The organism is Streptomyces sp. NPDC034103 (genome assembly GCF_055575395.1).
Map to the genome: position 1 here is coordinate 542,706 of NZ_JBVISS010000003.1, position 23,415 is coordinate 566,120.

The following is a 23,415-nucleotide window of genomic DNA, read 5'->3' on the forward strand; positions in this document are numbered from 1 at the left end:
CGGACTCCCTTGAGGAGAACGGGACTTGGAGGCGTCTCCGTCCACAGCAATCCACAACCCGAATGAGTTATCCACAGCCTGTGCGAAAGATCTGTGGACGCCGGAGGCGATCATTCCGATTCGGGCGTGCGGCGCGAGAAATTCCCGAGCCAAACCCTCTGTGCGCCCACTTTCGGGTGGAAATGGGTCGCTCCAAAGGATTGATCGAAGGAAACAGGTGGACGAAGGGTGACCTGTGGGGCTGTGGACGAGGTTGGGTGCTGTAGGCCGATTTGTCGACTAGGTGGTGCTTCCGTGTCGACTTGTCCCCAGGTCGAGATGGCAGCCTGTGGATAACTCCTGTGGATAACGAAAATATGCAGGTAGGAACGGACGGAAACGCTCCCCGACGATGCCGGAAACGCGGCCCGAACGTGACGGCAACGCCGGCTGACGAGGGCGGCAACGCTCCCTGAACCGGGCGGGACGGGCTAGAAGCGTCCGTCCTGGCAGCGCGCCACCCAGTCCGCCGCCGCCACGAACTCCTCGTCCGAGGTCCCGCGCAGCGGCGCCCGCACATCGGCCGCGGTCACATCGGCACGCGGGTACGAACCGAGGAACCGCACATCGAGGCAGATCCGCTTGAGCCCCATCAGGGCCTCGGCGACCCGGCGGTCGGAGATATGGCCCTCGGCGTCGATGCAGAAGCAGTAGTTGCCGATGCCGGCACCGGTGGGCCGGGACTGGAGCACCGTCAGGTTGATGCCGCGGGTGGCGAACTCGCCGAGCAGGTCGCGCAGGCCACCGGGGTGGTCGTCGCGCTGCCACAGCACGACGGAGGTCTTGTCGGCGCCCGTCGGGGCCGCGGGCCGGGCCGGCCTGCCGACCAGCACGAAACGGGTCTGCGCGTTCTCCGCGTCGTGGATCCCCGTCTCCAGGGCCTCCAGGCCGTACCGCGCGGCGGCGAACTCCCCGGCGAAGGCGGCGTCGTACTGGCCCTCCTGGACCAGTCGGGCGGCGTCCGCGTTGGAGGCGGCGGACTCCCAGTGGACGTCCGGGAGGTTCTTCTTCAGCCAGTTGCGCACCTGGGGCTGGGCGGCCGGGTGGGCGGAGACCGTCTTGATCTCCGACAACGCGGTGCCGGGCCGGACGAGCAGGGCGAAGGTGATCGACAGCAGCACCTCGCGGTAGATCATCAGCGGGGTGCCCGCGACCAGCTCGTCGAGGGTGGTGGTGATGCCGCCCTCGACGGAGTTCTCGATCGGCACGAACGCGGCCTCGGCCTCACCCGCGCGCACCGCGTCGAGCGCGGACTGCACGGACACGTACGGGATCAGCTCCCGGGTGGCCGTCTCCGGAAGCGTGCGCAGGGCGACCTCGGTGAAGGTGCCCCCGGGGCCGAGATACGCGTAGCTCGCTGGCATGACCTCACCCTAATGGGCCTTGCCAAACCCGGGGCACGCGTCCCGTCACAGCCCCACCGCTGAGTGAACCGGCGTGACCCCGGGCCACCCCGGACGTTCGCGTGAACCGCTTCCGCGAGGCCCGGCCGCCGTGATCACCCCTCCAGCAACCCCTGCCCCACGTACTCCCCCTCCGCCGCCCCGCCCGGCACCGCGAACAGTCCGCTCGACTCGTGCCGGATGAACCGGGACAGGGCGTCCCCGCGGTCGAGCTTGCGCTGCACGGTGACGAAGCCGCGCAGCGGGTCGGCCTGCCAGCAGACGAAGAGCAGCCCCGCGTCCGGCACCCCGTCGGGGTCGATGCCGTCATGGAAGGAGAACGGGCGCCGCAGCATCGCCGCGCCACCGTTCTGGTCGGGCCGGGTGATCCGCGCGTGGGCATTGATCGGGACGACCAGGTCGCCCCGCGAGTCCGTCTTCTCCAGGTCCATCTCGGCCGTCTCCGAACCCCCGGACAGCGGCGCCCCGTTCGCCTTGCGGCGCCCGATGACGTTCTCCTGCTCGCCGACCGACAGCTGCTCCCAGTCGTCGAGGAGCATGCGGATCCGGCGGACGACGGCGTAGGACCCGTTCGCCATCCACGCCGGGGTCCCCGACGCGGGCACGAAGATCCGCTGGTCGAAGTCGGACTCGCTCGGCTTGGGGTTGCGCGTGCCGTCGATCTGGCCCATCAGGTTGCGGGCCGTCATGGGGTGGGCGGTGGCGCCCGGGGTGCGGTTGAAGCCGTTCATCTGCCAGCGGACCTTGGCCGCGCCGACGGCGTCCTTCTGGATCGCGCGCAGCGCGTGGAAGGCCACCAGGGCGTCGTTCGCGCCGATCTGCACCCACAGGTCGCCGTTGCTGCGCCCCTTGTCGAGGTGGTCGGAGGAGAAGTCGGGCAGCGGGTCCAGGGCGACCGGGCGCTGCTTCTCCAGACCGGTCCGGGCGAAGAAGCTGTGCCCGAAACCGAAGGTGATCGTCAGCGAAGAGGGCCCGGCGTCACGGGCGACGTCCGTGTCCCGCGCGGCCGTTGCCTCGCCGGCCATCAGTCGCCTGGCCGTCTCCGACCAGCGGCGCAGCAGCGCGGCAGCGCCCTTGCGGCCCGCGCCGGCCGCGAGGTCGAAGGCGACGAGGTGGCCGCGGGCCTGGAGGCCCTGGAGGATGCCGGGCTGATGTTTCCCGTGAAACATCACCTCGTCCGCGCCGACCGAGGTCAGCGGGGTGGCCTCGGCGGGCCGTGCGGCGTACCCGACGGCCCCGCCGGCCGCGCCGAGGACGAGCCCGGCGGCACCGGCGGTCCCGAGCAGCCGGCGCCGCGAGACGCCCCCCTCACGGGGAGCCGCTTCCGCACGGGGAGCCGTTTCTGCACGGGGGGCCGTCTCCGAAGCGCCGTCATTAAGTGGCGTCTCGGGAGTGAGGGCCTCCGGGATGGACTGGTCAGCCATAGTGGTTCAGCCGATCTGCGCGTTCTTGGAGACGGTGGTCTGGTCGATGTCGGAGGTCCGCACGGTCACCGAGATCTTCCAGTCGCCCGCCATGGGGAGCTGGATGCCGCTCGCCGCCCAGTGACCGGTGGTGATGTGGTCGGGGGCGACGGGCAGCGGCCCGATGTCCTTGGACTCCAGGGTGAAGGAGACCTTCACCTCGGGTACGTCGAAGCCGCGCCCGTTGGGGCGTTCCACGTAGACGTGCATCTCGTTGGCGCCCACGCGCGCGGGGTCGATGTCGATGCGCGCGATGCCCTTGCCGTCCTCGCCGCCGGTGTCGAACGGCATGTCGAGCGTGAGGGCGCCCGAGGACGAGGTGTCGGCCGGGGAGGAGGACGACGACGTGGCCGCCTTGGCGTCCTCCTCGGTGCGGCCCGGCTCGGTCTGGGTCAGCACGGTGGTGATGGCGAGGAGTACGACGGCGACGCTCGCCTCGGCGAGCACCGAGCGGCGCAGCCCGGACCGGCCGGGGTCGGCGTCCCGCTGTCGCTTCTGCCGCGCCGTGTCGACCGCGGCCCGCTGCCGGGCGAGCTGGGCGGCACGGGCGGGGTCCACGCTCGCGGCACCGACGCCGACGCGCTCCTTCTCCGGCTCCCGCTCCTGCACGGGCTCCGGCTCCGGCTCCCGCTCCTCGGCCCGCCGGGAGTCCCGTTCCTCCGCCCGCCGCGGCTCCGACGCCGAGCCCTTCCTCACGTCCTGGGCGGATTCCATGTCCGTCCCGTCCTCGACGGACCCCGTGCCCGTCCCGTCCTCGGCCGACACCGTCTCCGCCAGCCGCGCGGTCCACCGTCGGGAGATCGACGCGATGCCCACCAGCAGCGTCACGAGCCCGATCTTCACGAGCAGCAGCTGCCCGTACGTGGTGTCGGTGAACGCCGACCAGGAGCCGAGCTGGCGCCACGACTGGTAGACGCCGGTGGCGACGAGGGTGAGGACGCTGCTGAAGGCGAGGCGCGAGAAACGGCGTACGGCGGTGCGTTCGATCGGGGTGTCCGCCCGATACAGGGTCACCAGGAGCGCGGTGAGCCCGCCCAGCCAGGCGGCGACCGCCAGGAGGTGCACCACGTCGACGGGCATCGCGATCGCGGTCTGGAGCCCGGTCGAGGCGTGCTCGGCCATCGCCCAGCTCGCGGCGAGCCCGGCGGCCACGACGGTGCCGCCGATCGCGAGCCCGAAGGTGAGGTCCCGCTTCTCCTGGCCCTCGCGTTTGTCGTACGCCCCGAAGAGCACGGCGATGAACAGCGCGGCGGCGGCGAGCAGCAGCAGCCGGGAGACCAGGGAGGCGCCCGTCTTGGTCTGCAGGACCTGGCCGAGCAGGTTCAGGTCGAAGACGTCCGCGACCTTGCCGGTGCCGGTGTACGAGCCGCGCAGGAGCAGCAGCGCGAGCGTGGCGGAGGTGAGGGCGAGCCATCCGGAGACGACGAGCCGTTGCAGGGCCCGTACGCCGGAGCCGCGCCGCCAGCAGGCCAGGACGAAGGCGGCGCCGCCGACCATGACGATGAACCCGGCGTAGGAGACGTAGCGTCCGAGGCCGTAGAGCCAGCCGACGACTCCGCCGCCGGCGGTCGGGCCGGAGACCGAGACGGTCGTCTTCGACGGCGCCCCGACGGAGAAGGTGTAGGCCCCGGCGACCGGATGGCTGTCCTCGGAGACGACCTGGTAGGTGACGGTGTAGGTGCCGTCGGGCAGTCCGCTGTGCAGTCCCACGGAGTACGTGGTGCCGCTGAGGTTGGACGGCTTGCCGCTGTCGACGCGCTTGCCCTTGGGGTCGAGGATCCGCAGGGAGTCGTCGGACATCGCGACCTTCTCGGAGAAGGTGAGCGAGACCTGGGTCGGTGCCTTGTCGACCACCACCCCCTGCTGGGGGTCGCTGCCGGTGAGCGCGGCGTGCGCGGAGGCCGGTCCAGCACCGGCGAGAAGCAGTCCGGTGGCCGCCAGGAGCAGCAGTACCAGGATCCGGACGCGGGGGGCGATGGTCTGTGTCAAGGTGGTCCCTCCCTCAGTGCCCGGTCTTCGGGGTGTACGTCGCGGGCTTGACCGGCATCTCGACGGTGATCGGGTCGGACTGCGCGAAGTGCAGCTTCACGGAGACCGTCTCGCCCTGCTGCGGCTTCCGCTTCAGCTTCTCGAACATCAGGTGGTTGCCGCCGCTCTTGAACACGAGTCGACCGTGGGCGGGCACGGGGAGGCGCTTGACCTCCCGCATCGCGGAGTCGACCGTCTCGTGGACGGTGACCTCGCCGATGTCGCTGGTGACGGAGGTCAGTTCGGCCTTCGCGCCGCCCTTGTTGGTGAGGGTGAGGAAGCCCGCGGCCATGTCGGCGGAGACCGGCTGGGGCATGTAGGCGGCGCTGACGGACAGTTCGGCGTGGGCGTCGCCCGGGTCGGAGGAGTCCGAGCAGCCGGCCAGGGCCAGGGCGCCGGCCAGGGTCAGGGCGGGGAGCGCCGGGGACCTCACGGGTTCTCTCCCTTGATGAGCTTGGGGAGGTCCTTGGTGTAGTCGTCGACGGTGGCGTCCTCGCCGTACAGGACGTATCCGCCGTCGTTCTTCGGTGAGAACGCCACGACCTGGGTGCCGTGGGTCGAGACGATCTTGCCGTTCTTGTCCTTGTGCGGCGGCTCGATGGAGATGCCGAGGGTGCGGGCGCCGGCCTGGATGGTGGCGAAGTCGCCGGTCAGGCCGACGATCTGGGGGTCGATGCCCTTGAGCCAGGTGCCGAGTTCCTTCGCGGTGTCCCGGGCGGGGTCGGTGGTGACGAACACGACGCGCAGCTTGTCCTGCTGGGCCTTGCTGAGCTGCTTCTTGGCGACGGCGATGTTGTTCATCGTCAGCGGGCAGACGTCGGGGCAGTTGGTGTAGCCGAAGTAGATCAGCGTCGGGCGGCCCTTGGTCCGCTCGCGCAGGTCGTACTTCTTGCCGGTGGTGTCGGTGAGGACGAGGTCCGGCTTCTCGAACGGCTTGTCGAGGATGGTGGCGGCCTTGTCGGAGCCGGTGTCCTCGGAGACCACCGCGACGGGCGAGTCGCTGTCGTCACCGCTGCCGCAGGCGGTCAGGGTCAGGGAGGCGGCGGCGAGCAGCGCGGCCGCGGCGAACGTCTTCTTGCGCATAGAGAAATGTCCCAGATGTGAAGGCTCCGGGGTGCACCGGGGCCGTACGGACAGGGCGTACGACCCCGGTGCACCGCGGACGGGGTGGACCTCAGGCGTCGGCGCCGGTGCGGCGACGGCCGGCGAGGACGCCGTATCCGACGCCGAGCACGCCGAGGGCGATGCCGACCACGCCGAGCACGCGTGCGGTGGTGTCACTGCTGTCGGCGGGGGCGGCGGTCTCGGTGGCGGCCTTCTCGGTGTCGTCCTTGTCGTCGGAGGCCTCGTCGGCCGCCGCGCCGCCGTGGTGGCCGTCCTCGGAGGCGGCCGAGAGCGCCAGCACGGGGGCCGGGTTCTCGGGCTCCTCCTGGCCCTCCTGCTCGACCTCGATCCAGCGGACGACCTCCTTGTTGGAGTACGTCTGGATCGCCTTGAAGGTGAGTTCGTCCGTGTCCTCGGGCAGCGTGCCCACCGAGACGGGGAACTTCTCGAAGAAGCCCGGCTTGATGCCCTTGCCGTCGGCGGTCCAGGTGATCTTGGAGACGGCCTCGGAGATCTTCTTGCCGTGCAGCTCGATGGGCTTGGCCAGCGTGGACTTGGTGACCTTGATGTCCCAGCCGTTCACCGGCTCGGGCATGGCGGAGGCCAGCGGGTGGTCGGTGGGGAAGGTGACCTCGAGCTTGGTCGTCGAGGCGTTGTCGCGCTCGTTGGGCACCTTGAAGTCGATGACCGCGTAACCGCCCTTGGCGGCGGTGCCCTCGGGCTGCACGGTGACGTGCGCGAACGCGGGGGAGGACACGGCGATGACGGCGGCCGCGGCGAGGGCGCCGGTGGCGGCGAGACGAGAAGCCTTCATGAAAGGGAGCACTCCTACTTCGCTTGGGTTTCCGGAGGTGAAGAGGGGCACGCGCGCGTGGAGGTGCCCGATCGGTCGGAACACGGGCACGCGCGTGTGTGGCCGCACGACGGCGGCACCTCTTCCTCGGTGTCCGGGGAAGCGGGGGCTCGCGTCGTGTCAGGCGGCGAGGACGAGACCGTCGGCGGCCGGCGGGCCGCGCCGGATCACCGCGTGCCGGAGCGCGGTCGTACGAGGCGTGGGCGGCGCGTGCAGGCCGGTGCGCGGCGGACGCGGGCCGGTGGCCGGGGCGCCCGGCAGTCCCGCCCGCAGGGCGCGCACCAGGGCGAGCGCTCCGCGCAGGGACCGTACGAGCGCCGCTTCGGCCACCCCGTGCGCCGACAGTTCGCTCAGGCGCAGCAGGGCCAGGTCGCCGTGGCGCAGCAGCCAGCCGGCGGTCAGGGCCGCGAGGACGTGGCCGAGCAGCATCGGCAGGGACGGCAGCAGAGCGGTGGAGGAGCCGGTGGTGACGGTGTCGGCCACGTGACGCGCGTGCGGCGCCGGGTCCGGGTAGAGGCGCGCCTCGGTGAGGATCCGGGTCGCCTGGGCCGGGCTGATCGCGGCCGCGGTGGTCCCGCAGACCAGCCGCGCGGCCTGCTCCACCAGGGAGGCGTCGGAGACCGTGGCCGCCATGGACGGCATCCCCGGCATCCCCGACGCCGGCGACACGGAGGACTGCGCCGTCGTGCCGTGCTGTCCCAGGCCGAACAGGGCGTGCAGCACGATCTGTCCGACCGTCAGCAGCGCCGCGATCCCCGGCAGCGAGCGCACCCGCCCGGCGAGCGGTGCCACGACCGCGAGGACCCCGAGGAATCCGGCGCCCAGCGTCCACAGCGGGACGGCGGCGCAGGCGGCCATCGTGTGCCCGGCCGCGGCCAGCACGACACAGACCGCGGCGAAGACCGCGGCCCGCGGGAGCCGGAGATCGGCTCCGGTGCGCTGGTGGGGGGCAGACATGGCGGGCTCATCATCGCACTGGCCCTACGGCGGCCATACGGCAGGTCCACTAGATGACGTACGAGTTGTACGACCGGAAGATCACTCTCTGCTGCGAATCGCCCCACATACCCCATGGACGACCCGATACGCATCGTCCATATGGGCGGCATCACGTCAACCGTGTGCTTACACACGACCACGGGCGGCAATACGTAACGGTATGTCGAGCCGCGGCCGGGAGGCTGGAGCATGAGCATCTGGTGGTCACTCCATCTGCGCCGCGAAGCCGCGAGCGTTCCGCTCGCCCGACGGCTGCTGCTCGGCACGATGGAGACGGCGGGCGTCGACCCCGACGTCTCCTACGACCTCTCCATCGCCCTCAGCGAGGCCTGCGCGAACGCCGTCGAGCACGGCGGGGACGCCGGGCACGGGGGCACCTCCGAGGCGTATCGCGTCACCGCGTACCTGGACGGCGAGAAGTGCCGTATCGAGGTGGCCGACTCCGGCCCGGGCTTCGGCCGGCCCTCCCCGACGGTGCGGCCCGCGCCCAGCGAGGCCGAGAACGGCCGCGGGCTCTGTCTTATCCGGGAACTCGCCGACCACGTCCACATCGGCAACAAGCCGGGCCGGGGCGGCGCCGTGGTGAGCTTCGACAAGATCCTCAAGTGGAAGAAGGACGCTCCGCTGATGGCGGTCTGAGCGAGGGCGAACGGCGCGGAATTCAGGCTTCCGCAATTCACAGGTGGTTCCAAGCCTCCCCCCACCTCTCTGACGGACGGCGTCCATACGTTCCCGCTCATGACGGGAAACCACAGGAACAAGACGATCACCAGGCGCCGAGCGATCGCCGTGACCGGCGGCACGGCCGCCGCCGGCGGCCTCGCGTTCGCCGGTTACCAGTCGGCCTTCGCCGACACCGGGACCACCGCCGGGGCGACGGCAACCGCCTCCGCCACGAGCACCGACAGCGCGTGTATGACGCTCATGACGAGCGTCACCGAGGGGCCCTACTACCTCGACGGTGCGCTGGTCAGGAAGGACATCACCGAGGGCAAGAGCGGCGTCCCGCTGACCCTGCGCCTGACCGTCGTCGACGCCACCGACGGCTGCACCCCGGTGCCCGGCGCGGCCGTGGAGATCTGGCACTGCGACGCCTGGGGCTACTACTCCGGCTACACCACCGCCAACCCCGGCGGCTCGGCCCCCGCCGAGAGCGAGGACGGTTCGACCGCCGACGACCAGACGTACCTGCGCGGTTACCAGGTCGCCAACGCCCACGGGGTCGTCACATTCGAGACGATCTTCCCCGGCTGGTACACCCCGCGCACCTGCCACATCCATGTCAAGGTCCACACCGGCGGCGAGAAGGAGGACGGCACCTACGAGGGTGGCAAGGTCAACTACACCGGCCAGTTCTTCTTCGACGACGCCATAGCCGAGGAGATCTTCACCCTGGAGCCCTACGCGCGGCACTCCGGCAGCTACACCACCCTGGACGACGACATGGTCTACGACGGTGGCGGCGCCGCCAGTGGCCTGCTCACCCTCAAGGCCGTCCACAAGAAGGACCCGTCCAAGGGCTACAAGGGGTTCCTCACCCTCGGCATCGACCCCGACGCCGAGAACACGGGAGCCGGCAGCGGTGGCGGCGCGGGCGGCACCCCGCCGAGCGGTGCCACGACGGGCGAACCGCCGACCGCCGGCGCCTCCCCCTCGGCGTCCTCGTAAGGTACGGGGCCGTGAGCAGCCGCCAGGACGAAGCGCTGGCGCAGGCCGCCGTGACCGCGCTGACCGGGCAACTGGCCCTGGCCCCCAAGCCGGGGCTGCCCGATCCGCGTGACCTCGACGCCCGCGTCACCCGCCGGGACCACCGATCGCTGCGCTGGTCGGCCAAGGCCCTCGTGCCCGGCCTCGCCGCGATGGCCGCCGCCGCCCGCCGTGCCGGCGAACCCACCCCGGAACTGCGCGCCGAACTGGGCGCGATCGGCCGCGGCACCGAGCACTCGGTCGCTCTCGCGGGCGGCGGACACCGGGGCGCCATCTGGTCGCTCGGTCTGCTGGTCGCCGCAGCCGCCCTGCACCCGGGGGCCGGGGCCGCCGACATCGCCCACGCCGCCAAGGGCATCGCCCGGCACACCGACAAACGTGCCCCGCGCAGGCCCTCCCACGGCTCGTCGGTGTCGGCGAAGTACGGCGCCGCCGGTGCCCGCGGCGAGGCACGCGCGGGATTCCCGCATGTACGCCGCGCGTTGGACGCCCTGGCCGCCGCCCGCGCGGCCGGTGCCGACGAGACCGAGGCCCGCCTCGACGCCCTGCTCACCGTGATGTCCACCCTCCAGGACACCGAACTGCTGTACGCCGCAGGCCCGCTCGGGCTGCGCCACGTCCAGGCGGGCGCCCGCGGGGTCCTGGAGGCGGGCGGCACCTCCACCGAGGCGGGCGCCGCGGCCCTGGTCTCCTTCGACGAGGACCTCCACGCGCGCGCGTGGAGCCCCCGCGGCAGCGCCGGGCTGCTCGCGGGGGCCCTGTTCCTGGACTCGCTCCCGGTGGCGGTCAGTTCACGAGCGCCGGTCGCGGCCTGACCTCCGGCTGGGAGGCGGTGCCGCGGCGCGCCACCGGGCCCATGGCGTACGACGCCGCCAGCGTCACTCCTCCCAGCAGCAGCCAGCCCGCCGTTCCCCACCCGATGAGCAGCGTGGTCACCACGAGCGGGCCGAGCGTCCGCGCCACGGTCACGCCCGTTCCGAAGAACCCCTGGTACTCGCCGACCCGGTCGGCCGGTGCCAGGTCGAAGGAGAGCTGCCACGATCCGGCCGACTGCCCCATCTCCGCGACGACCTGGAGGACCGCCCCGGCCACCAGCACCCCGGCGGCGACCCACGGCGACGCGCCGGCCGACAGCGCGAACACCGCGCACGCGGCCAGCATCACCCACCCCGACCGCCGCACCGCGCGCGTGGCCGACGCGAGCCCCGTGACCCCGCGCGCCATCCGCACCTGGAACACCATCACCGCCCCGGTGTTGAGCACGAACAGCGCGGAGACCAGCCAGGTCGGCGCCTGCGTCCGCTCGGCGATCCACAGCGGCAGCCCGAGGCTGAGCAGCGGCATCCGCAGCAGCAGGACGGTGTTGAGGAGCGTGACGGCCACATAGCGGCGGTCCCGCACGACCCCGAGCCGCCGGGCCTCGCGCGCCTCTCCCGAGGACACCGGCACCCCCGCCACCGACGGCAGCCGCCACAGCACCCCCGCGCACGCCACGAACGTCACCGCGTCCATCGCGAACACCGCCAGATACGCCTCCCGCGTCCCCGCCTGGATCGCCAGCCCGCCCAGCCCCGCGCCCACCGCCAGACCGGCGTTGAAGGCCGACTGGAGGTACGCCAGCGCCCCGGTCCGCTGCCCGGCGGGCACCAGGGACGCCAGCAGCGTCTGCCGGGCCGCCGACAGTCCCGACTGCGCGGCGGCGTACGCGCACGCGATGACGACGAACGGCAGGAAGCCGCGGACGAAGAGGAACCCCGTCACCGCGAGCCCTGCGGCCAGCGCCAGCAGCACGGCCGTACCGCGCGCCCCGCGCCGGTCCGCGAGCCGCCCCAGCGGCACCCCCGCCACCGACCCGAGCGCCCAGCCGAGGGTCAGTCCGAGCCCCACGCGCGCGGGGGACAGTCCGACGACGTCCGTGAAGTAGAACGCGGAGGTCACCAGGTAGGCGCCGTCACCGACGGCGTTGGTCAACTGGGCCAGAGCCAGGACGCGTCGCGGACCCGCGGGCGGGACGAGGGAGTTCGTCATGACTACGACGGTAGAAGCGAACTGGACCCCGCCACAGACCCAATGACCGCCCGTTTCAGTGGCCCAATCACCGGCCCGATCCGTCCAGCACCTTCCCCAGCGCCTCCAGCGCCTCGGGATACATCCGCTCCCGTGGCGTCCCGTAGCCCACCACGAGCCCCTGAGGCCGCCCCTCGGCGTCCGGCGCGTGCCAGTGGTCCCCCAGGTGCCCGACGGCGAGCCCCTCCGCCCCAGCGCGCGCCAGAGCCTCCTTCTCGTCGGCGACCTCCACCAGCGCGTGCAGCCCGGCCGCGATCCCGCGCACCGGCCGCCGTCCCCCGAGCCGCTGCAACAACTGGTCCCGGCGGCGCCGGTAGCGCAGCCGGCAGGCTCGCACATGACGGTCGTAGGCGTGGCTGCCGATGAGGTCGGCGAGTGCCAACTGCCCGATGGACTCGGTGTGGTGGTCGCTGTGCAGCTTGGCGTCGGCGACCGCGTCGACCAGGTGCGGCGGCAGCACCATCCAGCCGAGCCGCAGCGCGGGGCCCAGCGTCTTGGAGGCCGTGCCCAGATACACGACGTGCCCCGGCGCCATCCCCTGGAGCGCGCCGACGGGCTGCCGGTCGTATCGGAACTCCCCGTCGTAGTCGTCCTCGACGATCAGCCCGCCCCGCGCGCGTGCCCAGTCGGTGAACGCCCGCCGCCGCTCTGGACGCAGCGTCACGCCGGTCGGGTACTGATGGGCGGGCGTGAGCACGACGGCCGCGGGCTCCCCCAACTCCTCGGTGCGGGCCCCGCTGTCGTCCACCGGCACGGGCACGACGGTCCCGCCGGCGCGCCGTACGACCTCCCGGTGGAAGGGCAGCCCCGGGTCCTCCATGGCGATCTCGCCGCCGTCCAGCACGCGCGTGAGCAGCGCGAGCCCCTGGACGTACCCGGAGGTGATCACGATCCGCTCGGGCGGCGCCACCACCCCGCGGGCCCGCCCCAGATACCCCGACAACGCGGTGCGCAGCTCGATGCGCCCGCGCGGATCGCCGTAGTCGTACGCCAGGGAGGGTGCCGTCGCGATCGCCCGGCGCAGCGACCGCAGCCAGGCCGCCGCCGGGAAGGCCCCGACGTCCGGGCTGCCGGGCCGCAGGTCGAAACGCGGGGCACGCGTGCGTGCGGACGCCTCCGGTGGCTGCTCGTGGACCGACGGCAGGGAGGCGACCTGGGTACCGGACCCCTGCCGAGCGGTCAGGTACCCCTCGGCGACGAGCTGGTCGTAGGCCGATTTCACGGTCCCGCGCGAGACGCCGAGTTCGGCCGCCAGCCGCCGGGTGGCGGGCAACCGGGCCCCGGGCGCGAGCCGCCCCTCCCGTACGGCATCCCGCAAGGCACGCTCAAGCCCGGCGCGCCGCCCCTCTACAGACCCGAGCTCGATATGCAGGTCCACATCCACCCCCAGGAGGCGCGGGGCCGTGTCGATGTGCGGCTACCGCCGCGTGGGCGCGACCAGCCCCCACCGCCCCGCCGACCGCAGCGAAAGGCCGGGCACCCCGCTGGTACCCGGCCGTCGGTCCGCACGTCAGCCCTTGAGCGACGCCATCCACGCCTCGACCTCGTCCGACCGCCGAGGAAGCCCCGCCGACAGGTTCCGGTTCCCGTCCTGCGTCACGAGGATGTCGTCCTCGATGCGCACACCGATGCCCCGGTACTCCTCGGGCACGGTCAGGTCGTCGGCCTGGAAGTACAGACCGGGCTCGACGGTGAGGACCATGCCCGGCTCCAGCGTGCCCTCCACATACGCCTCGGTGCGCGCGGCGGCGCAGTCGTGGACGTCCATGCCGAGCATGTGGCCGGTGCCGTGCAGCGTCCAGCGGCGCTGCAGCCCCAGCTCCAGCACCCGCTCGACGGGCCCTTCGACCAGGCCCCACGCCACGAGCTTCTCGGCCAGCACACGCTGCGCGGCGTCGTGGAAGTCGCGGTACTTGGCGCCGGGCCGCACCGCCGCGATACCGGCCTCCTGGGCCTCGTAGACCGCGTCGTAGATCTTCTTCTGGATCTCGGTGTACGTGCCGTTGATCGGCAGCGTGCGGGTGACGTCCGCGGTGTAGAGCGTGTGCGTCTCCACGCCGGCGTCCAGCAGCAGCAGGTCCCCGGAGCGCACCGGGCCGTCGTTGCGTACCCAGTGCAGTGTGCAGGCGTGCGGGCCGGCGGCGCAGATGGAGCCGTAGCCGATGTCGTTGCCCTCGACCCGCGCGCGCAGGAAGAAGGTGCCCTCGATGTACCGCTCGGAGGTCGCCTCGGCCTTGTCCAGGACCTTCACGACGTCCTCGAAGCCGCGGACCGTGGAGTCGACGGCCTTCTGCAGCTCGCCGACCTCGAAGTCGTCCTTCACCAGCCGGGCCTCGGAGAGGAAGACCCGCAGCTCCTCGTCGCGCTCGGCGGTGACCTTGTCGGTCAGCGCGGCCTCGATGCCGGCGTCGTAGCCGCGCACGACGCGCACCGGACCGGTCGCCTCGCGCAGCGCGTCCGCCAGTTCGCGCACGTCGGAGGCGGGGATGCCGTACAGGGCCTCGGACTCCGCCAGGGAGTGCCGACGGCCCACCCACAGCTCGCCCTGCCCGGAGAGCCAGAACTCGCCGTTGTCACGGTCGGAGCGCGGCAGCAGGTAGATCGTCGCCTTGTGGCCCTCGGCGACCGGCTCCAGCACGAGCACGCCGTCCTCGGTCTGGTTGCCGGTGAGGTACGCGTACTCCACGGAGGCCCGGAAGGGGTACTCGGTGTCGTTCGAGCGGGTCTTCAGGTTGCCCGCGGGGATCACCAGCCGCTCGCCCGGGAAACGCGCCGAGAGCGCGGCACGGCGGGCGGCGGTTTGGTCGGCCTGGGGGATCGGCCGCAGGTCGTGCAGCTCGGTGTCGGCCCAGCCGGACCTCATGCTCTCGGCGAGCTCGTCGGACACACCCGGGTACAGCCCGTTCTTCCGCTGCTTGATCGGCTCTTCGGACTCGGTCTCCGGGCCCGCTGCGGTAGCAGCGATCGGCTCGGCCGGATTGAGCTCGTCGGCCACGGTCATCCTCCTAGATACGGCACTGGACCCCCTCCATCGTACGGTCGTACGGAAGGGGGCCCAGGGCCGTTGGACCTGTTACCGAGAGGTACCCGTAGCACTACGGGACGTGCTGTTCGAAGGCCTACTCGAATTGTGCGGCGAGCAGCACGACGTCGTCCGCTGAGTCCGCCTCGTCGAGCCCGTCCGGCAGCACGGTGTGCAGCACATGGTCGGCGATCGCGTCGGGGTCGTGCCGCAGCGCCCGCGGCACCCCCGCCGCGGCCGCGTGCAACCGCGCGAAGGCCCGGTCCGTGGGGTCGCCGGTACGGTGCAGCAGCCCGTCGGTGTACAGCAGAACCGTCTCGCCCGGCTCGGCCGTGAACTCGACGCCGGGCGCCTCCCAGCAGGCGAGCATCCCGAGCGGCGCCGACACGGACGTCTCCACGAACTCCGTGCGCCGCTCCCCGATCAGCAGCGGCGGGCTGTGCCCGGCCCCGGCCAGCGTGATCTTGCGCAGCGCGGGCTCGCAGTAGGCGAACAGGGCGGTCGCGGAGCGCGCCGGTTCGGTCAGCCGCAGCAGCAGCTCCAGGTCGGACAGGACGGCGACGGGGTCCTCGCCCTCCATCACGGCGTACGCCCGCAAGGAGGCTCTCAGGCGTCCCATCGCGGCGACCGCGCTCGGTCCGGAGCCGGTCACCGCGCCCACCGCGAGCCCCAGGGCCGCGTCCGGCAGCGGCAGCGCGTCGTACCAGTCGCCGCCGCCGCGCGGTCCGGTGCGGTGCCGGGCGGCCAGGCGCATGCCGGCGACGCGGGGGAGCCGGGACGGCAGCAGCTCCTCCGACATCGTCGCCATGCACGCGCGCGTGCGCTCGACCTCGAGGAGGCGCGCGAGGTGCTCGGAGGCGTAGCGCGCGTACAGGCCGACCAGATGGCGCCGGCGCTCGGCCGGTTCGGCGGGCTCGTCGTACAGCCACACCGCGGCGCCGAGGCGGCCCGCGGCCTCGGAGGCGAGCGGCAGCGCGTAGCACGCGGCGTAGCCGAGGCGGGCGGCCACCTCGCGGTGGCGGGGGTCGAGACCGTCCTCGGCGAACAGGTCCGGCTGGGCGATCTCCCCGTCGGCGCCCGGCAGTCCGTCCAGGATCCGGCCGTACGACATGGCACTGCGCGGCACGGTCTCGATATGACCGAGATCGGCCCGGGCGAGGCCCAGGCCGATCGTGGTGTCGGGCCCGAGTCCGTCGGCCGGCTCCAGGACGACGAGACCGCGCCGGGCGCCCACCAGGGCGGCTCCGGCGCGCAGCACTTCCTGGAGGGCTTCCTGAAGTGCCCCGGTGCGGGCCAGGCGTTCGGTGAGTTCGTGGAGCGTGGTGAGGTCCGAGACCCAGCCCGCGAGCCGGTCCTGGAGCAGGGCGCTCGCCGGTACTTCTGGTGCGACCGGTACGCCCGGGGTGCTCGGCGGCGGGACCGGTGCGGTCTCGGGGGCGGCGGGCGCGGGCGCGACAGTGTGTGCGGGCGAGGGAACCGTTGAATCGATTCCGGCCACTTTCGGAGGGTGCGGGGCGTTCATGGCGTCCGGCTTTCCGACCGGTGCGTATTGCTCAAAAGCATCGCAAACCCCCATGTCATTCTGCGCCGCTAGCAGTGTCTCCACATGTACACGCACTCGTGAGGGGATGTCCAGCATTGTCCTGCTGGGATTCCTGGTGTCCGTGCGTCACGGGTGCACCTCTTGCGGAAAAGCAAAGTTGGCTGAAAACTGACTCGGGCAACGGCCTATTGCGGTCGACTGGCCTTGCTCCACTGAGCGTCACAGCGGTCGTGATGGGTACGTACTCGGAGAAGACCAGGGGTGGTTGACAGTCACCCGGAACCTGGTGACGGACCCGGGCGTCTTAACCACCGACGACCGTGCCCCATCCTCCGTGGCGGAGGCGAGAAGAAACACGCGGGACGGCAAAACGCCAGACTTCGCCACCCCCACGCCACGCCCATGCTTTTGATAGACGCAGTGTGGGTCGGGCTGCCATGGCCGCAGCCAACGCTCGACCCAGAGGGGTTCCCCTTGTCTCGGACAGGGGTGTGATGCGCCAAAAGGTACGCACAGTGCAGTGATCGACACATGGTGTGATGTGGCCCACGGTGTTGCCAGCGGTGCAACGGAAAGGAACGAGCGCTCATGCGCGAGATCCTCGGAAAGGCACGCAGGCTCCTGTCCAAGCGGAACGACGGGGCGCCTGAGTTGATCAGCGCGGCCCTGACCTTCGCGACGGAATGGCAGTGGCCCGTACTCCCGGGAGCGGCGCCGGACCCGCAGGGGCGGGCCCGTTGCAGCTGCCCCGATCCCGAGTGCACGGTTCCCGGCGCCCACCCGTTCGACCCCGGGCTCCTCGCGGCCACCACCGACGAGCGCATGGTGCGCTGGTGGTGGACCAACCGGCCCACCGCGCCGATCGTCCTGGCCACCGGCGGCACGGCACCCTGCGCGGTCTCCCTGCCGGCCCTCGCGGCCTCGCGGGCGCTGGCCGCCCTCGACCGGCAGGGCATGCGGCTCGGTCCGGTGGTCGCCGCGCCCAACCGCTGGGCGATCCTCGTCAAGCCGTACTCCATGGAGCAGTTGGGCGAACTGCTGTACGCCAAGGACTTCGTCCCCGGCTCCCTGCGCTTCCACGGCGAGGGCGGCTACCTCGCCCTGCCCCCGTCCGGGACGGGCCACGGCGTCATCCGCTGGGAGCGCGCCCCGCTGCCCGGCTCGGCCTCCCCGTGGGTGCCCGATGTCGAGGCCGTGGTGGACGCGGTGGTGGACGCCCTCACTCGTACGGGTGTGAGCGCCCCCGAGTTGTAGGGGTGTCGGGCGCGCGCGGAACGGACCGCCCGTGCCCGGTCGTTATCGTCCCCTGTCATGAACCTTCGTCTGCTCGCCCTCGCGGGCGTCGTGGCATGCGCCGTCGCGCTTCCTCTGGCCGTGGCGTCCGCGGGGCAGGTCGGCGAGGGCGGACGCGCGGCCACGCCCGACGAGAGCGCCGTACGGGGTGAGTCGGCCGTACGGGACGGATCCGCGGCCCGTGCGGAGGCCGCCGCGGGTGAGGGCGCGGTCTCGGAGGACGGGGCGGCGCGTGCCGATGACAAGGCGGGCGATCCGAACGGTGCGCCGTGGCCGCTCGGCCCCGGTCTGACCACGTCCGCCCGCTGCGGGCCCGAACTCACCTCCCCCGAGGGCATCGAGGCGCAGACCTGTGTGCTGACGCAGGGCGAGGACACCTGGGCGCGCACCTACTACCGCAACGTCACCGGCGACGCGCTGGACGCCGTTCTCAGCCTCATGGGGCCCGCCGGGCGGACCGTGCAGATGCGCTGTGCCGTGAGCGCGGACGACGAGCCGGGGGCCTGTGAGACGCCCAGGGAGCGCACCCAGGGCGAGCCGGGCACGTACACGGCGGTCGCGGAGTTCGCGCGGCGCGGCGGCGGTCAGGGGCCGCTCCTGCTGCGCTCCGGAAGCAACACCGCGAGCGACGTCGTGACCAACTCGGGTTCACCTACCGGCAGTTGACGCTCGGCAGCGTTCCGTAAACGGAATCGGATACGCAAAGACCCGGTTGCTGGCGACGGGGGATGCACCAGCAACCGGGCTACTGGAACGGTAACAAGAGATCGGCTGTTCGCAAATTCGATCTCACTCTGCCATCGGCTTTCCGGACACCGACTCACCTGTAACTGACGGGAGTTGTGAACCGGCCCCTGCGTCCCCCGGGCCCCGGGATCCGCTGACCGACCGGTCAGCGGATCCCGGGTGTCGAACCTGTGGGTCAGCTGAGCGTGACCTGTCGGTTGGTCAGCCCGCCCCGCGCGCGCCGCTCGTCCGCGGTGAGCGGAGCGTCCGAGGCCAGCGCCGCGGTGAGCCGCTCGGCGAACTCGGCCGCGGGCTTCTCCACGTCCTCCGCGGTGACCCCGCTCGGCAGGTCCCAGACCGGCACGGTGAGTCCGTGCGCACGGAAGGAACCCACGAGCCGGGTGCCCTCGCCGAGGCCCGACTTTCCGGCCGCGTGCAGCCGCGCGAGCGCGTCCAGAAGCTGCTCCTCGGGATGGGGCATGACCCACCGCAGGTGGTTCTTGTCCGGAGTCTCGCACCAGTACGCGGCGTCCACGCCCTGGAGTTTGGCGGTCGGGATGGCCGCGGCGTTGGCCCGCTCCAGGGAGGCGGTCACCTCAGGCGTGGCGTTCTCCGCGTCCGGCACCCAGAACTCGAAGCCCGCGTGCACGACTGGCTCGAACGCGCCTTCGGGGTCGAGCAGGTCCTGGAGACGCGGGCCCTCGGCCGGGGCGCGGCGGCCCTGTACCGGGGTGCCCGGCTCGGCCTCCAGCGCACGGCGGAGGGTGTCGGCGAGGTCGCGGCTGATGTCGCCGGACGCCGTGTCGTTCTGCAGGCCGAGCAGGACCGAGCCGTCGTCGCGGCGCAGGGCCGGCCAGGCCATCGGCAGCACGGTGGCCAGCGAGACCGAGGGGACGCCCTCGGGGAGTCCGCCCTTGAGGGTCAGTTCGACGGTGGCGGCCGGGACCAGCTCGCGCAGGGCCACCCAGTCGCCCTCGCCCGGCAGCCCCTCGAAGGGGCGGTGCACCAGCTCGGTCACCGCGTGCGCGGCGGCCCGGCCGTGGCAGGCCTTGTAACGGCGGCCACTGCCACAGGGGCAGGGCTCGCGGGCACCGACGACCGGGATCTCACCGTCCGTGATCTGAGGGCGCTTGGCCTTCGTCTGGGGTCGCTTCTTGGCCATCGTGAGGTCTCCCGGTTACGGCTGGTCTCGTACGGCGGGAGCCTAGCCGTTCAGGCGATGGCCGACGGAAGGCTGTGGACAACGTGCCGGTCGGCTGAGCGGGGCCGGGGTGTCCGCCGGGGCGGGGATCGGGTCGGGGTCGGCTGAGTGTGCCGGGGGTGCCCGCGGGGGCCGGGATCGGCTTGGCCTGCCGGGGCGGCTGAGCGGGGTCGGGGTCGGTTGAGCGGGCCTGGGGTGTCCGCCGGGGTTGCTCGCCTTGGTCGGGTCGGCTGAGCGGGGTCGGGGTCGGTTGAGCGGGCCCGGGGTTGCTCGCCTTGGTCGGGGTCGGCTGAGCGGGTCGGGGTTGCCTGCGGGGTCGGGGTCGGCAACGCCCGCGGGGTCGGGGTCGGCGACGCCCGCGGGGTCGGGGGCGGGGTCGGCTGAGTGTGCCGGGGTTGCCCGCGGGGGCCGGGATCGGCTTGGCCTGCCGGGGCGGCTGAGCGGGGTCGGGGGATGTCCCGCGGGCCTGGGTCGTCCGACCGGGTCGTCAGTCCAGGTCGGTGAACGCGTCCGCGAAGTCCAGGTCCGCGATCGCCGAGACCGACGGGGCCGTCACGCGCGTGGCGAAGTCGTCGCGCCGGTGACCGGCGTCCGGGTCGTGGACGTCGTCGTGCACGACCACCCACACCGTGACCTCACCGCAGGCGTCGTCCCGGACGCCCCAGTCGTCGGAGAGCGCGGTGATGATGTTCAGCCCGCGGCCGCCGTGCGCGGTGACCGAGGGCGTGGCCGGAGCAGGGCGAGTGGGCCCACCGCCGTCCGTCACCTCGACCGTGAGTCTGCCGCAGGTGTCCACGCGCCAGGCGGCCCGGACATCCCCGTCCCCCGCCAGGGCGTCACCCAGGGGCCGACCGTGCTTGCACGCATTGCTCAAGAGTTCGGAAAGAATCAGTACGGCGTCGTCGATGACCGTCTCCGACACACCACCCCTGCGCAGTTGAGAACGCATCCGGTGTCGTGCTTCCCCCACGCCCGCAGGGCCATGGGGTACGGCCATGCTCGACGACGTGGGCACCTCCTGTGCCACCACCAACGCCACCCCCGAGACCTCCTTTGCCCCACGCCACGGTGTGGATGCCCCATTGGCCTGTACCGGAAACCGGCCAATCAAGGTCCGCTGACGCATTCGTCACGATCGAATACGGTCCGAACGCGCCGGAGCACTCCCTGTAATCATATGGCCGGATTTCGCCGTTATGGCCGATGGGGAGAATGCGGGTGCACGAGGGGCGGGGTCAAGATGTCTTCACAGGTCTTTACCAGTTGGCGCCGTTTTGGCTATCGCCCCAGCTGGCGCAGAACCGCGCGCGGTCGGTTGGTGATGATCGCGTCGATGCCGAGCCCGACGCAGAGATCCACGTCCTCCGGCTCGTTCACCGTCCAGACGTGCACCTGGTGACCGGCGCGTTTCAGCCGCTCGATGTATGCCGGGTGATTGCGCACGATCCGGATCGAGGGCCCCGCGACGTGGACCCCCGCCGGAAGCCGACCGTCCCTCAGCCGGGGCGAGACGAACTGCATCAGATAGACCGTGGGCAGCGCCGGCGACGCGGCACGCACGCGTTGCAGCGAGCGGGCCGAGAAGCTCATGATCCGCACCGGGGAGTCGGCGGCCGTGGCGGGCGCGTCCAGTCCGAACCGCTTGAGCAGGACCAGCAGGCGTTCCTCCACCTGGCCCGCCCACCGCGTGGGGTGCTTGGTCTCGATGGCCAGCTCCACCCGCCGCCCCGCGTCGGCGACGAGTTCGAGGAGCCGTTCCAGGGTCAGTACGGAGGTGGCCTCGCGGTCCTCGGGGCGGTGCTCCCAGTCGGGCTCCTCGTCCCGGCTCATCCAGGAACCGAAGTCCAGCGCGGCCAGATCGGCCAGCTCCAGGGCGGAGACCGCCCCGCGCCCGTTGGACGTACGGTTGACGCGTCGGTCGTGGACGCAGACGAGATGACCGTCGGCGGTCAGGCGCACATCGCACTCGAGGGCGTCGGCGCCGTCCTCGATCGCCTTCCTGTACGCGGCCAAGGTGTGCTCAGGGGCCTCTTCGGAGGCTCCGCGGTGGGCGACGACCTGAATGCTGGGCTGTCGTGCGTGGGTCACCGCGTCATGGTGCCACCGCACCGGGGTACGCGTCGCACGAGGGCGTCGACACGGTGCCATATGCGACAGCCGTCGAGATGCGCCCTTTTTGTCTAACAGGTCCCATATAAAGAATGGCCGTGGACCCACAGCCACCGCTTATGGTGCTCTGACGTCCTGTGGGAAAAGCTGACGGCATACAAAAGCACATGCACAGCTGCATCGCGCCGGACCGTCGGCAAGCGTGAACGAGCGTGACCGAGTGCGACCGAGGACAACAGCCGTGGATCGAGGAGAAAAGCTGTGAGCACCGAGAACGAGGGCACTGCGGTACCCCCGGCCCCGTCCGCACCTCCCGTGCCGGTGGATTCCCCCGCAGCCTCCCCGCAGGCCACCGCGCCCGGCAGCGGCGCCCCGACGACCCCGCTCCCCGCGACGCCCCCGAGCGCCCCCGGCGCGCCGGAGCAGGACCTGGTCCACGCGGGCCAGGCACCGGCGTACGCGTCGGCGGGCGCGGGCGTTCCGCAGGGCGGCGGTCCGGCGGGTGCGAGCGGCGCACCGGGACAGCCGGGCCACCAGCACCCGGACGCCTCCTGGCCGCCCCCGCCCCCCGCCACCCCGGCGTACGCCGACAGCGGCGCGGGCGGTGCGGGCGGCGCGGGCGCCGGCGGCTGGGGCGCCACCTACCAGTCCCCCGCGCCGAAGTCCGGCCGCGGCCGCGGCGGTCTGATGGCGGCGGTCCTGATCGCCGCGCTGGTCGCGGGCGGCCTGGGCGGCGGCCTCGGCTACGCCCTGGCGAAGAACGACGACAACGGCTCGTCCACCACCGTCTCCGCCTCCGACAGCGGCGGCTCCGTCAAGCGTGACGCCGGCACCGTCGCGGGCGTGGCCCAGCGGGCGCTGCCGAGCACCGTCACCATCCAGGCCGAGTCCAGCAGCGGCGAGGGCGGCACCGGCACCGGGTTCGTCTTCGACACCCAGGGTCACATCGTCACCAACAACCACGTGGTGGCCGACGCGGTGGACGGCGGCAAGCTGACCGCCACGTTCCCGACCGGCAAGAAGTACGACGCCGAGGTCGTGGGCCACGCCCAGGGCTACGACGTTGCGGTGATCAAGCTCAAGAACGCGCCGGGTGACCTGAATCCGCTGACGCTGGGCGACTCCGACAAGGTCGCGGTGGGCGACTCGACGATCGCGATCGGCGCCCCCTTCGGCCTGTCGAACACCGTGACGACGGGCATCATCAGCGCGAAGAACCGCCCGGTGGCCTCCAGCGACGGCAGCGGTTCGAACGCGTCGTACATGAGCGCCCTCCAGACGGACGCCTCGATCAACCCGGGCAACTCCGGAGGCCCCCTCCTCGACGCCCAGGGCAATGTGATCGGCATCAACTCCGCGATCCAGTCCACCAGCAGCGGCGGCCTGGGCGGCACCAGCCAGTCCGGTTCCATCGGCCTCGGCTTCGCCATCCCGATCAACCAGGCCAAGTACGTTGCCCAGCAGCTGATCAAGACCGGCAAGCCGGTGTACGCCAAGATCGGCGCGTCGGTGTCCCTGGAGGAGTCCACGGGCGGCGCCAAGATCACCGAGCAGGGCGCCAGTGGCTCGGACGCGGTGGAGACGGGCGGCCCGGCGGCCAAGGCCGGCCTGAAGCCCGGCGACGTCATCACCAAGCTCGACGACAGGGTCATCGACTCCGGCCCGACCCTCATCGGCGAGATCTGGACCCACCAGCCCGGCGACAAGGTGCAGATCACCTACGAGCGCGGCGGCAAGACCAACACCGTCGAACTCACCCTGGGCTCCCGGGAGGGCGACAGCTGACACCACGCGCGCGTGCCAGGGGCGGGGCCGACGGGACGGCAGTGGGCGGGCCGACGGGACGTCAGTCCATGAT

The 23,415-nt window shown here is 72.1% G+C and carries 20 protein-coding genes; 6 read left to right on the top strand and 14 right to left on the bottom strand.

The window, feature by feature from the left end:
• Window positions 1–470: 470 nt before the first annotated feature.
• From pheA to ACZ56U_RS08735, 7 genes are all read right to left on the bottom strand, one after another.
• Window positions 471–1,403 (bottom strand): prephenate dehydratase, encoded by a 933-nt coding sequence (gene pheA / locus ACZ56U_RS08705; RefSeq protein WP_469083295.1) that lies wholly within the window; start codon window positions 1,401–1,403, stop codon window positions 471–473.
• 134 nt (window positions 1,404–1,537) lie between these two features.
• Window positions 1,538–2,866 (bottom strand): iron uptake transporter deferrochelatase/peroxidase subunit, encoded by a 1,329-nt coding sequence (gene efeB / locus ACZ56U_RS08710; protein WP_469083296.1) that lies wholly within the window; start codon window positions 2,864–2,866, stop codon window positions 1,538–1,540.
• Between the two features lie 6 nt (window positions 2,867–2,872).
• On the bottom strand, window positions 2,873–4,894 hold the full coding sequence (locus ACZ56U_RS08715) for a copper resistance CopC/CopD family protein (RefSeq protein WP_469083297.1): 2,022 nt from the start codon (window positions 4,892–4,894) through the stop codon (window positions 2,873–2,875).
• A gap of 13 nt (window positions 4,895–4,907) precedes the next feature.
• Window positions 4,908–5,366, bottom strand: a complete 459-nt coding sequence (locus ACZ56U_RS08720; RefSeq protein ID WP_469083298.1) for a copper chaperone PCu(A)C — start codon at window positions 5,364–5,366, stop codon at window positions 4,908–4,910.
• Window positions 5,363–6,016, bottom strand: a complete 654-nt coding sequence (locus tag ACZ56U_RS08725; protein ID WP_469083299.1) for an SCO family protein — start codon at window positions 6,014–6,016, stop codon at window positions 5,363–5,365. Before ACZ56U_RS08725 ends, ACZ56U_RS08720 begins: the two co-directional genes overlap by 4 nt.
• Window positions 6,017–6,107: 91 nt before the next feature.
• Window positions 6,108–6,851 (bottom strand): YcnI family copper-binding membrane protein, encoded by a 744-nt coding sequence (locus ACZ56U_RS08730; protein ID WP_469083300.1) that lies wholly within the window; start codon window positions 6,849–6,851, stop codon window positions 6,108–6,110.
• Window positions 6,852–7,010: 159 nt separating this feature from the next.
• On the bottom strand, window positions 7,011–7,847 hold the full coding sequence (locus ACZ56U_RS08735; protein WP_469083301.1) for a hypothetical protein: 837 nt from the start codon (window positions 7,845–7,847) through the stop codon (window positions 7,011–7,013).
• Between the two features lie 231 nt (window positions 7,848–8,078).
• Between ACZ56U_RS08735 and ACZ56U_RS08740 the strand changes: the two genes are divergently transcribed.
• The 3 genes from ACZ56U_RS08740 (at window position 8,079) to ACZ56U_RS08750 (ending at window position 10,411) form a co-directional block, all read left to right on the top strand.
• The gene (locus tag ACZ56U_RS08740) at window positions 8,079–8,528 is read left to right on the top strand and encodes an ATP-binding protein (protein WP_469083302.1); all 450 of its coding nucleotides are present in this window, start codon (window positions 8,079–8,081) and stop codon (window positions 8,526–8,528) included.
• Window positions 8,529–8,627: 99 nt separating this feature from the next.
• Entirely contained in the window at window positions 8,628–9,557 is a 930-nt protein-coding gene (locus ACZ56U_RS08745; protein ID WP_469083303.1) for an intradiol ring-cleavage dioxygenase, read from the top strand.
• An 11-nt stretch (window positions 9,558–9,568) separates the two neighbouring features.
• Entirely contained in the window at window positions 9,569–10,411 is an 843-nt protein-coding gene (locus ACZ56U_RS08750; protein ID WP_469083304.1) for a triphosphoribosyl-dephospho-CoA synthase, read from the top strand.
• On the opposite strand, the gene ACZ56U_RS08755 is transcribed toward ACZ56U_RS08750, so the two are convergent.
• The 4 genes from ACZ56U_RS08755 to ACZ56U_RS08770 all read right to left on the bottom strand — a co-directional run bounded on the left by ACZ56U_RS08755 (window position 10,383) and on the right by ACZ56U_RS08770 (window position 16,324).
• Entirely contained in the window at window positions 10,383–11,624 is a 1,242-nt protein-coding gene (locus tag ACZ56U_RS08755; RefSeq protein ID WP_469083305.1) for an MFS transporter, read from the bottom strand. The two genes, ACZ56U_RS08750 and ACZ56U_RS08755, sit on opposite strands and share 29 nt — an antisense overlap.
• 67 nt (window positions 11,625–11,691) lie before the next feature.
• Window positions 11,692–13,041, bottom strand: coding sequence for a MocR-like pyridoxine biosynthesis transcription factor PdxR (pdxR, locus tag ACZ56U_RS08760; protein ID WP_469083306.1), 1,350 nt, complete (start codon window positions 13,039–13,041; stop codon window positions 11,692–11,694).
• A gap of 132 nt (window positions 13,042–13,173) precedes the next feature.
• Window positions 13,174–14,664, bottom strand: coding sequence for an aminopeptidase P family protein (locus ACZ56U_RS08765; RefSeq protein WP_469083307.1), 1,491 nt, complete (start codon window positions 14,662–14,664; stop codon window positions 13,174–13,176).
• 118 nt (window positions 14,665–14,782) lie between these two features.
• Window positions 14,783–16,324 carry a PP2C family protein-serine/threonine phosphatase gene (locus ACZ56U_RS08770; RefSeq protein WP_469083308.1) on the bottom strand — a complete coding sequence of 514 codons (1,542 nt, stop codon included), beginning with the start codon at window positions 16,322–16,324 and terminating at the stop codon, window positions 14,783–14,785.
• A gap of 492 nt (window positions 16,325–16,816) precedes the next feature.
• Between ACZ56U_RS08770 and ACZ56U_RS08775 the strand changes: the two genes are divergently transcribed.
• Both ACZ56U_RS08775 and ACZ56U_RS08780 read left to right on the top strand, forming a co-directional pair.
• Window positions 16,817–17,482, top strand: coding sequence for a bifunctional DNA primase/polymerase (locus ACZ56U_RS08775; RefSeq protein WP_469083309.1), 666 nt, complete (start codon window positions 16,817–16,819; stop codon window positions 17,480–17,482).
• 57 nt (window positions 17,483–17,539) lie between these two features.
• Window positions 17,540–18,187: a hypothetical protein gene (locus ACZ56U_RS08780; RefSeq protein WP_469083310.1), complete on the top strand. Its 648-nt coding sequence runs from the start codon at window positions 17,540–17,542 to the stop codon at window positions 18,185–18,187.
• A 256-nt stretch (window positions 18,188–18,443) separates the two neighbouring features.
• Here ACZ56U_RS08780 and ACZ56U_RS08785 read toward each other — a convergent pair whose 3' ends face one another.
• From ACZ56U_RS08785 to ACZ56U_RS08795, 3 genes are all read right to left on the bottom strand, one after another.
• Entirely contained in the window at window positions 18,444–19,409 is a 966-nt protein-coding gene (locus tag ACZ56U_RS08785; RefSeq protein ID WP_469083311.1) for a DUF5926 family protein, read from the bottom strand.
• Between the two features lie 526 nt (window positions 19,410–19,935).
• Complete coding sequence (locus tag ACZ56U_RS08790) at window positions 19,936–20,574, bottom strand: ATP-binding protein (protein ID WP_469083312.1); 639 nt, start codon at window positions 20,572–20,574, stop codon at window positions 19,936–19,938.
• 152 nt (window positions 20,575–20,726) lie between these two features.
• The gene (locus ACZ56U_RS08795; RefSeq protein ID WP_469083313.1) at window positions 20,727–21,536 is read right to left on the bottom strand and encodes a glycerophosphodiester phosphodiesterase; all 810 of its coding nucleotides are present in this window, start codon (window positions 21,534–21,536) and stop codon (window positions 20,727–20,729) included.
• Between the two features lie 282 nt (window positions 21,537–21,818).
• On the opposite strand from ACZ56U_RS08795, the gene ACZ56U_RS08800 reads away from it, so the two are divergent.
• Entirely contained in the window at window positions 21,819–23,342 is a 1,524-nt protein-coding gene (locus ACZ56U_RS08800; RefSeq protein ID WP_469083314.1) for a S1C family serine protease, read from the top strand.
• The last annotated feature ends 73 nt before the right edge of the window (window positions 23,343–23,415 follow it).

Excerpts from the sequence above, each read along its gene's own strand:
- ACZ56U_RS08730 (WP_469083300.1), bottom strand. The coding sequence starts at position 6,851 with ATGAAGGCTTCTCGTCTCGCCGCCACCGGCGCCCTCGCCGCGGCCGCC.
- ACZ56U_RS08755 (WP_469083305.1), bottom strand. The coding sequence starts at position 11,624 with ATGACGAACTCCCTCGTCCCGCCCGCGGGTCCGCGACGCGTCCTGGCT.
- ACZ56U_RS08790 (WP_469083312.1), bottom strand. The coding sequence starts at position 20,574 with ATGCGTCAGCGGACCTTGATTGGCCGGTTTCCGGTACAGGCCAATGGG.
- ACZ56U_RS08745 (WP_469083303.1), top strand. The coding sequence starts at position 8,628 with ATGACGGGAAACCACAGGAACAAGACGATCACCAGGCGCCGAGCGATC.
- ACZ56U_RS08785 (WP_469083311.1), bottom strand. The coding sequence starts at position 19,409 with ATGGCCAAGAAGCGACCCCAGACGAAGGCCAAGCGCCCTCAGATCACG.
- efeB (WP_469083296.1), bottom strand. The coding sequence starts at position 2,866 with ATGGCTGACCAGTCCATCCCGGAGGCCCTCACTCCCGAGACGCCACTT.
- ACZ56U_RS08740 (WP_469083302.1), top strand. The coding sequence starts at position 8,079 with ATGAGCATCTGGTGGTCACTCCATCTGCGCCGCGAAGCCGCGAGCGTT.
- pheA (WP_469083295.1), bottom strand. The coding sequence starts at position 1,403 with ATGCCAGCGAGCTACGCGTATCTCGGCCCCGGGGGCACCTTCACCGAG.
- ACZ56U_RS08725 (WP_469083299.1), bottom strand. The coding sequence starts at position 6,016 with ATGCGCAAGAAGACGTTCGCCGCGGCCGCGCTGCTCGCCGCCGCCTCC.
- ACZ56U_RS08780 (WP_469083310.1), top strand. The coding sequence starts at position 17,540 with ATGAACCTTCGTCTGCTCGCCCTCGCGGGCGTCGTGGCATGCGCCGTC.
- ACZ56U_RS08765 (WP_469083307.1), bottom strand. The coding sequence starts at position 14,664 with ATGACCGTGGCCGACGAGCTCAATCCGGCCGAGCCGATCGCTGCTACC.
- ACZ56U_RS08735 (WP_469083301.1), bottom strand. The coding sequence starts at position 7,847 with ATGTCTGCCCCCCACCAGCGCACCGGAGCCGATCTCCGGCTCCCGCGG.
- ACZ56U_RS08770 (WP_469083308.1), bottom strand. The coding sequence starts at position 16,324 with ATGCTGGACATCCCCTCACGAGTGCGTGTACATGTGGAGACACTGCTA.
- ACZ56U_RS08775 (WP_469083309.1), top strand. The coding sequence starts at position 16,817 with ATGCGCGAGATCCTCGGAAAGGCACGCAGGCTCCTGTCCAAGCGGAAC.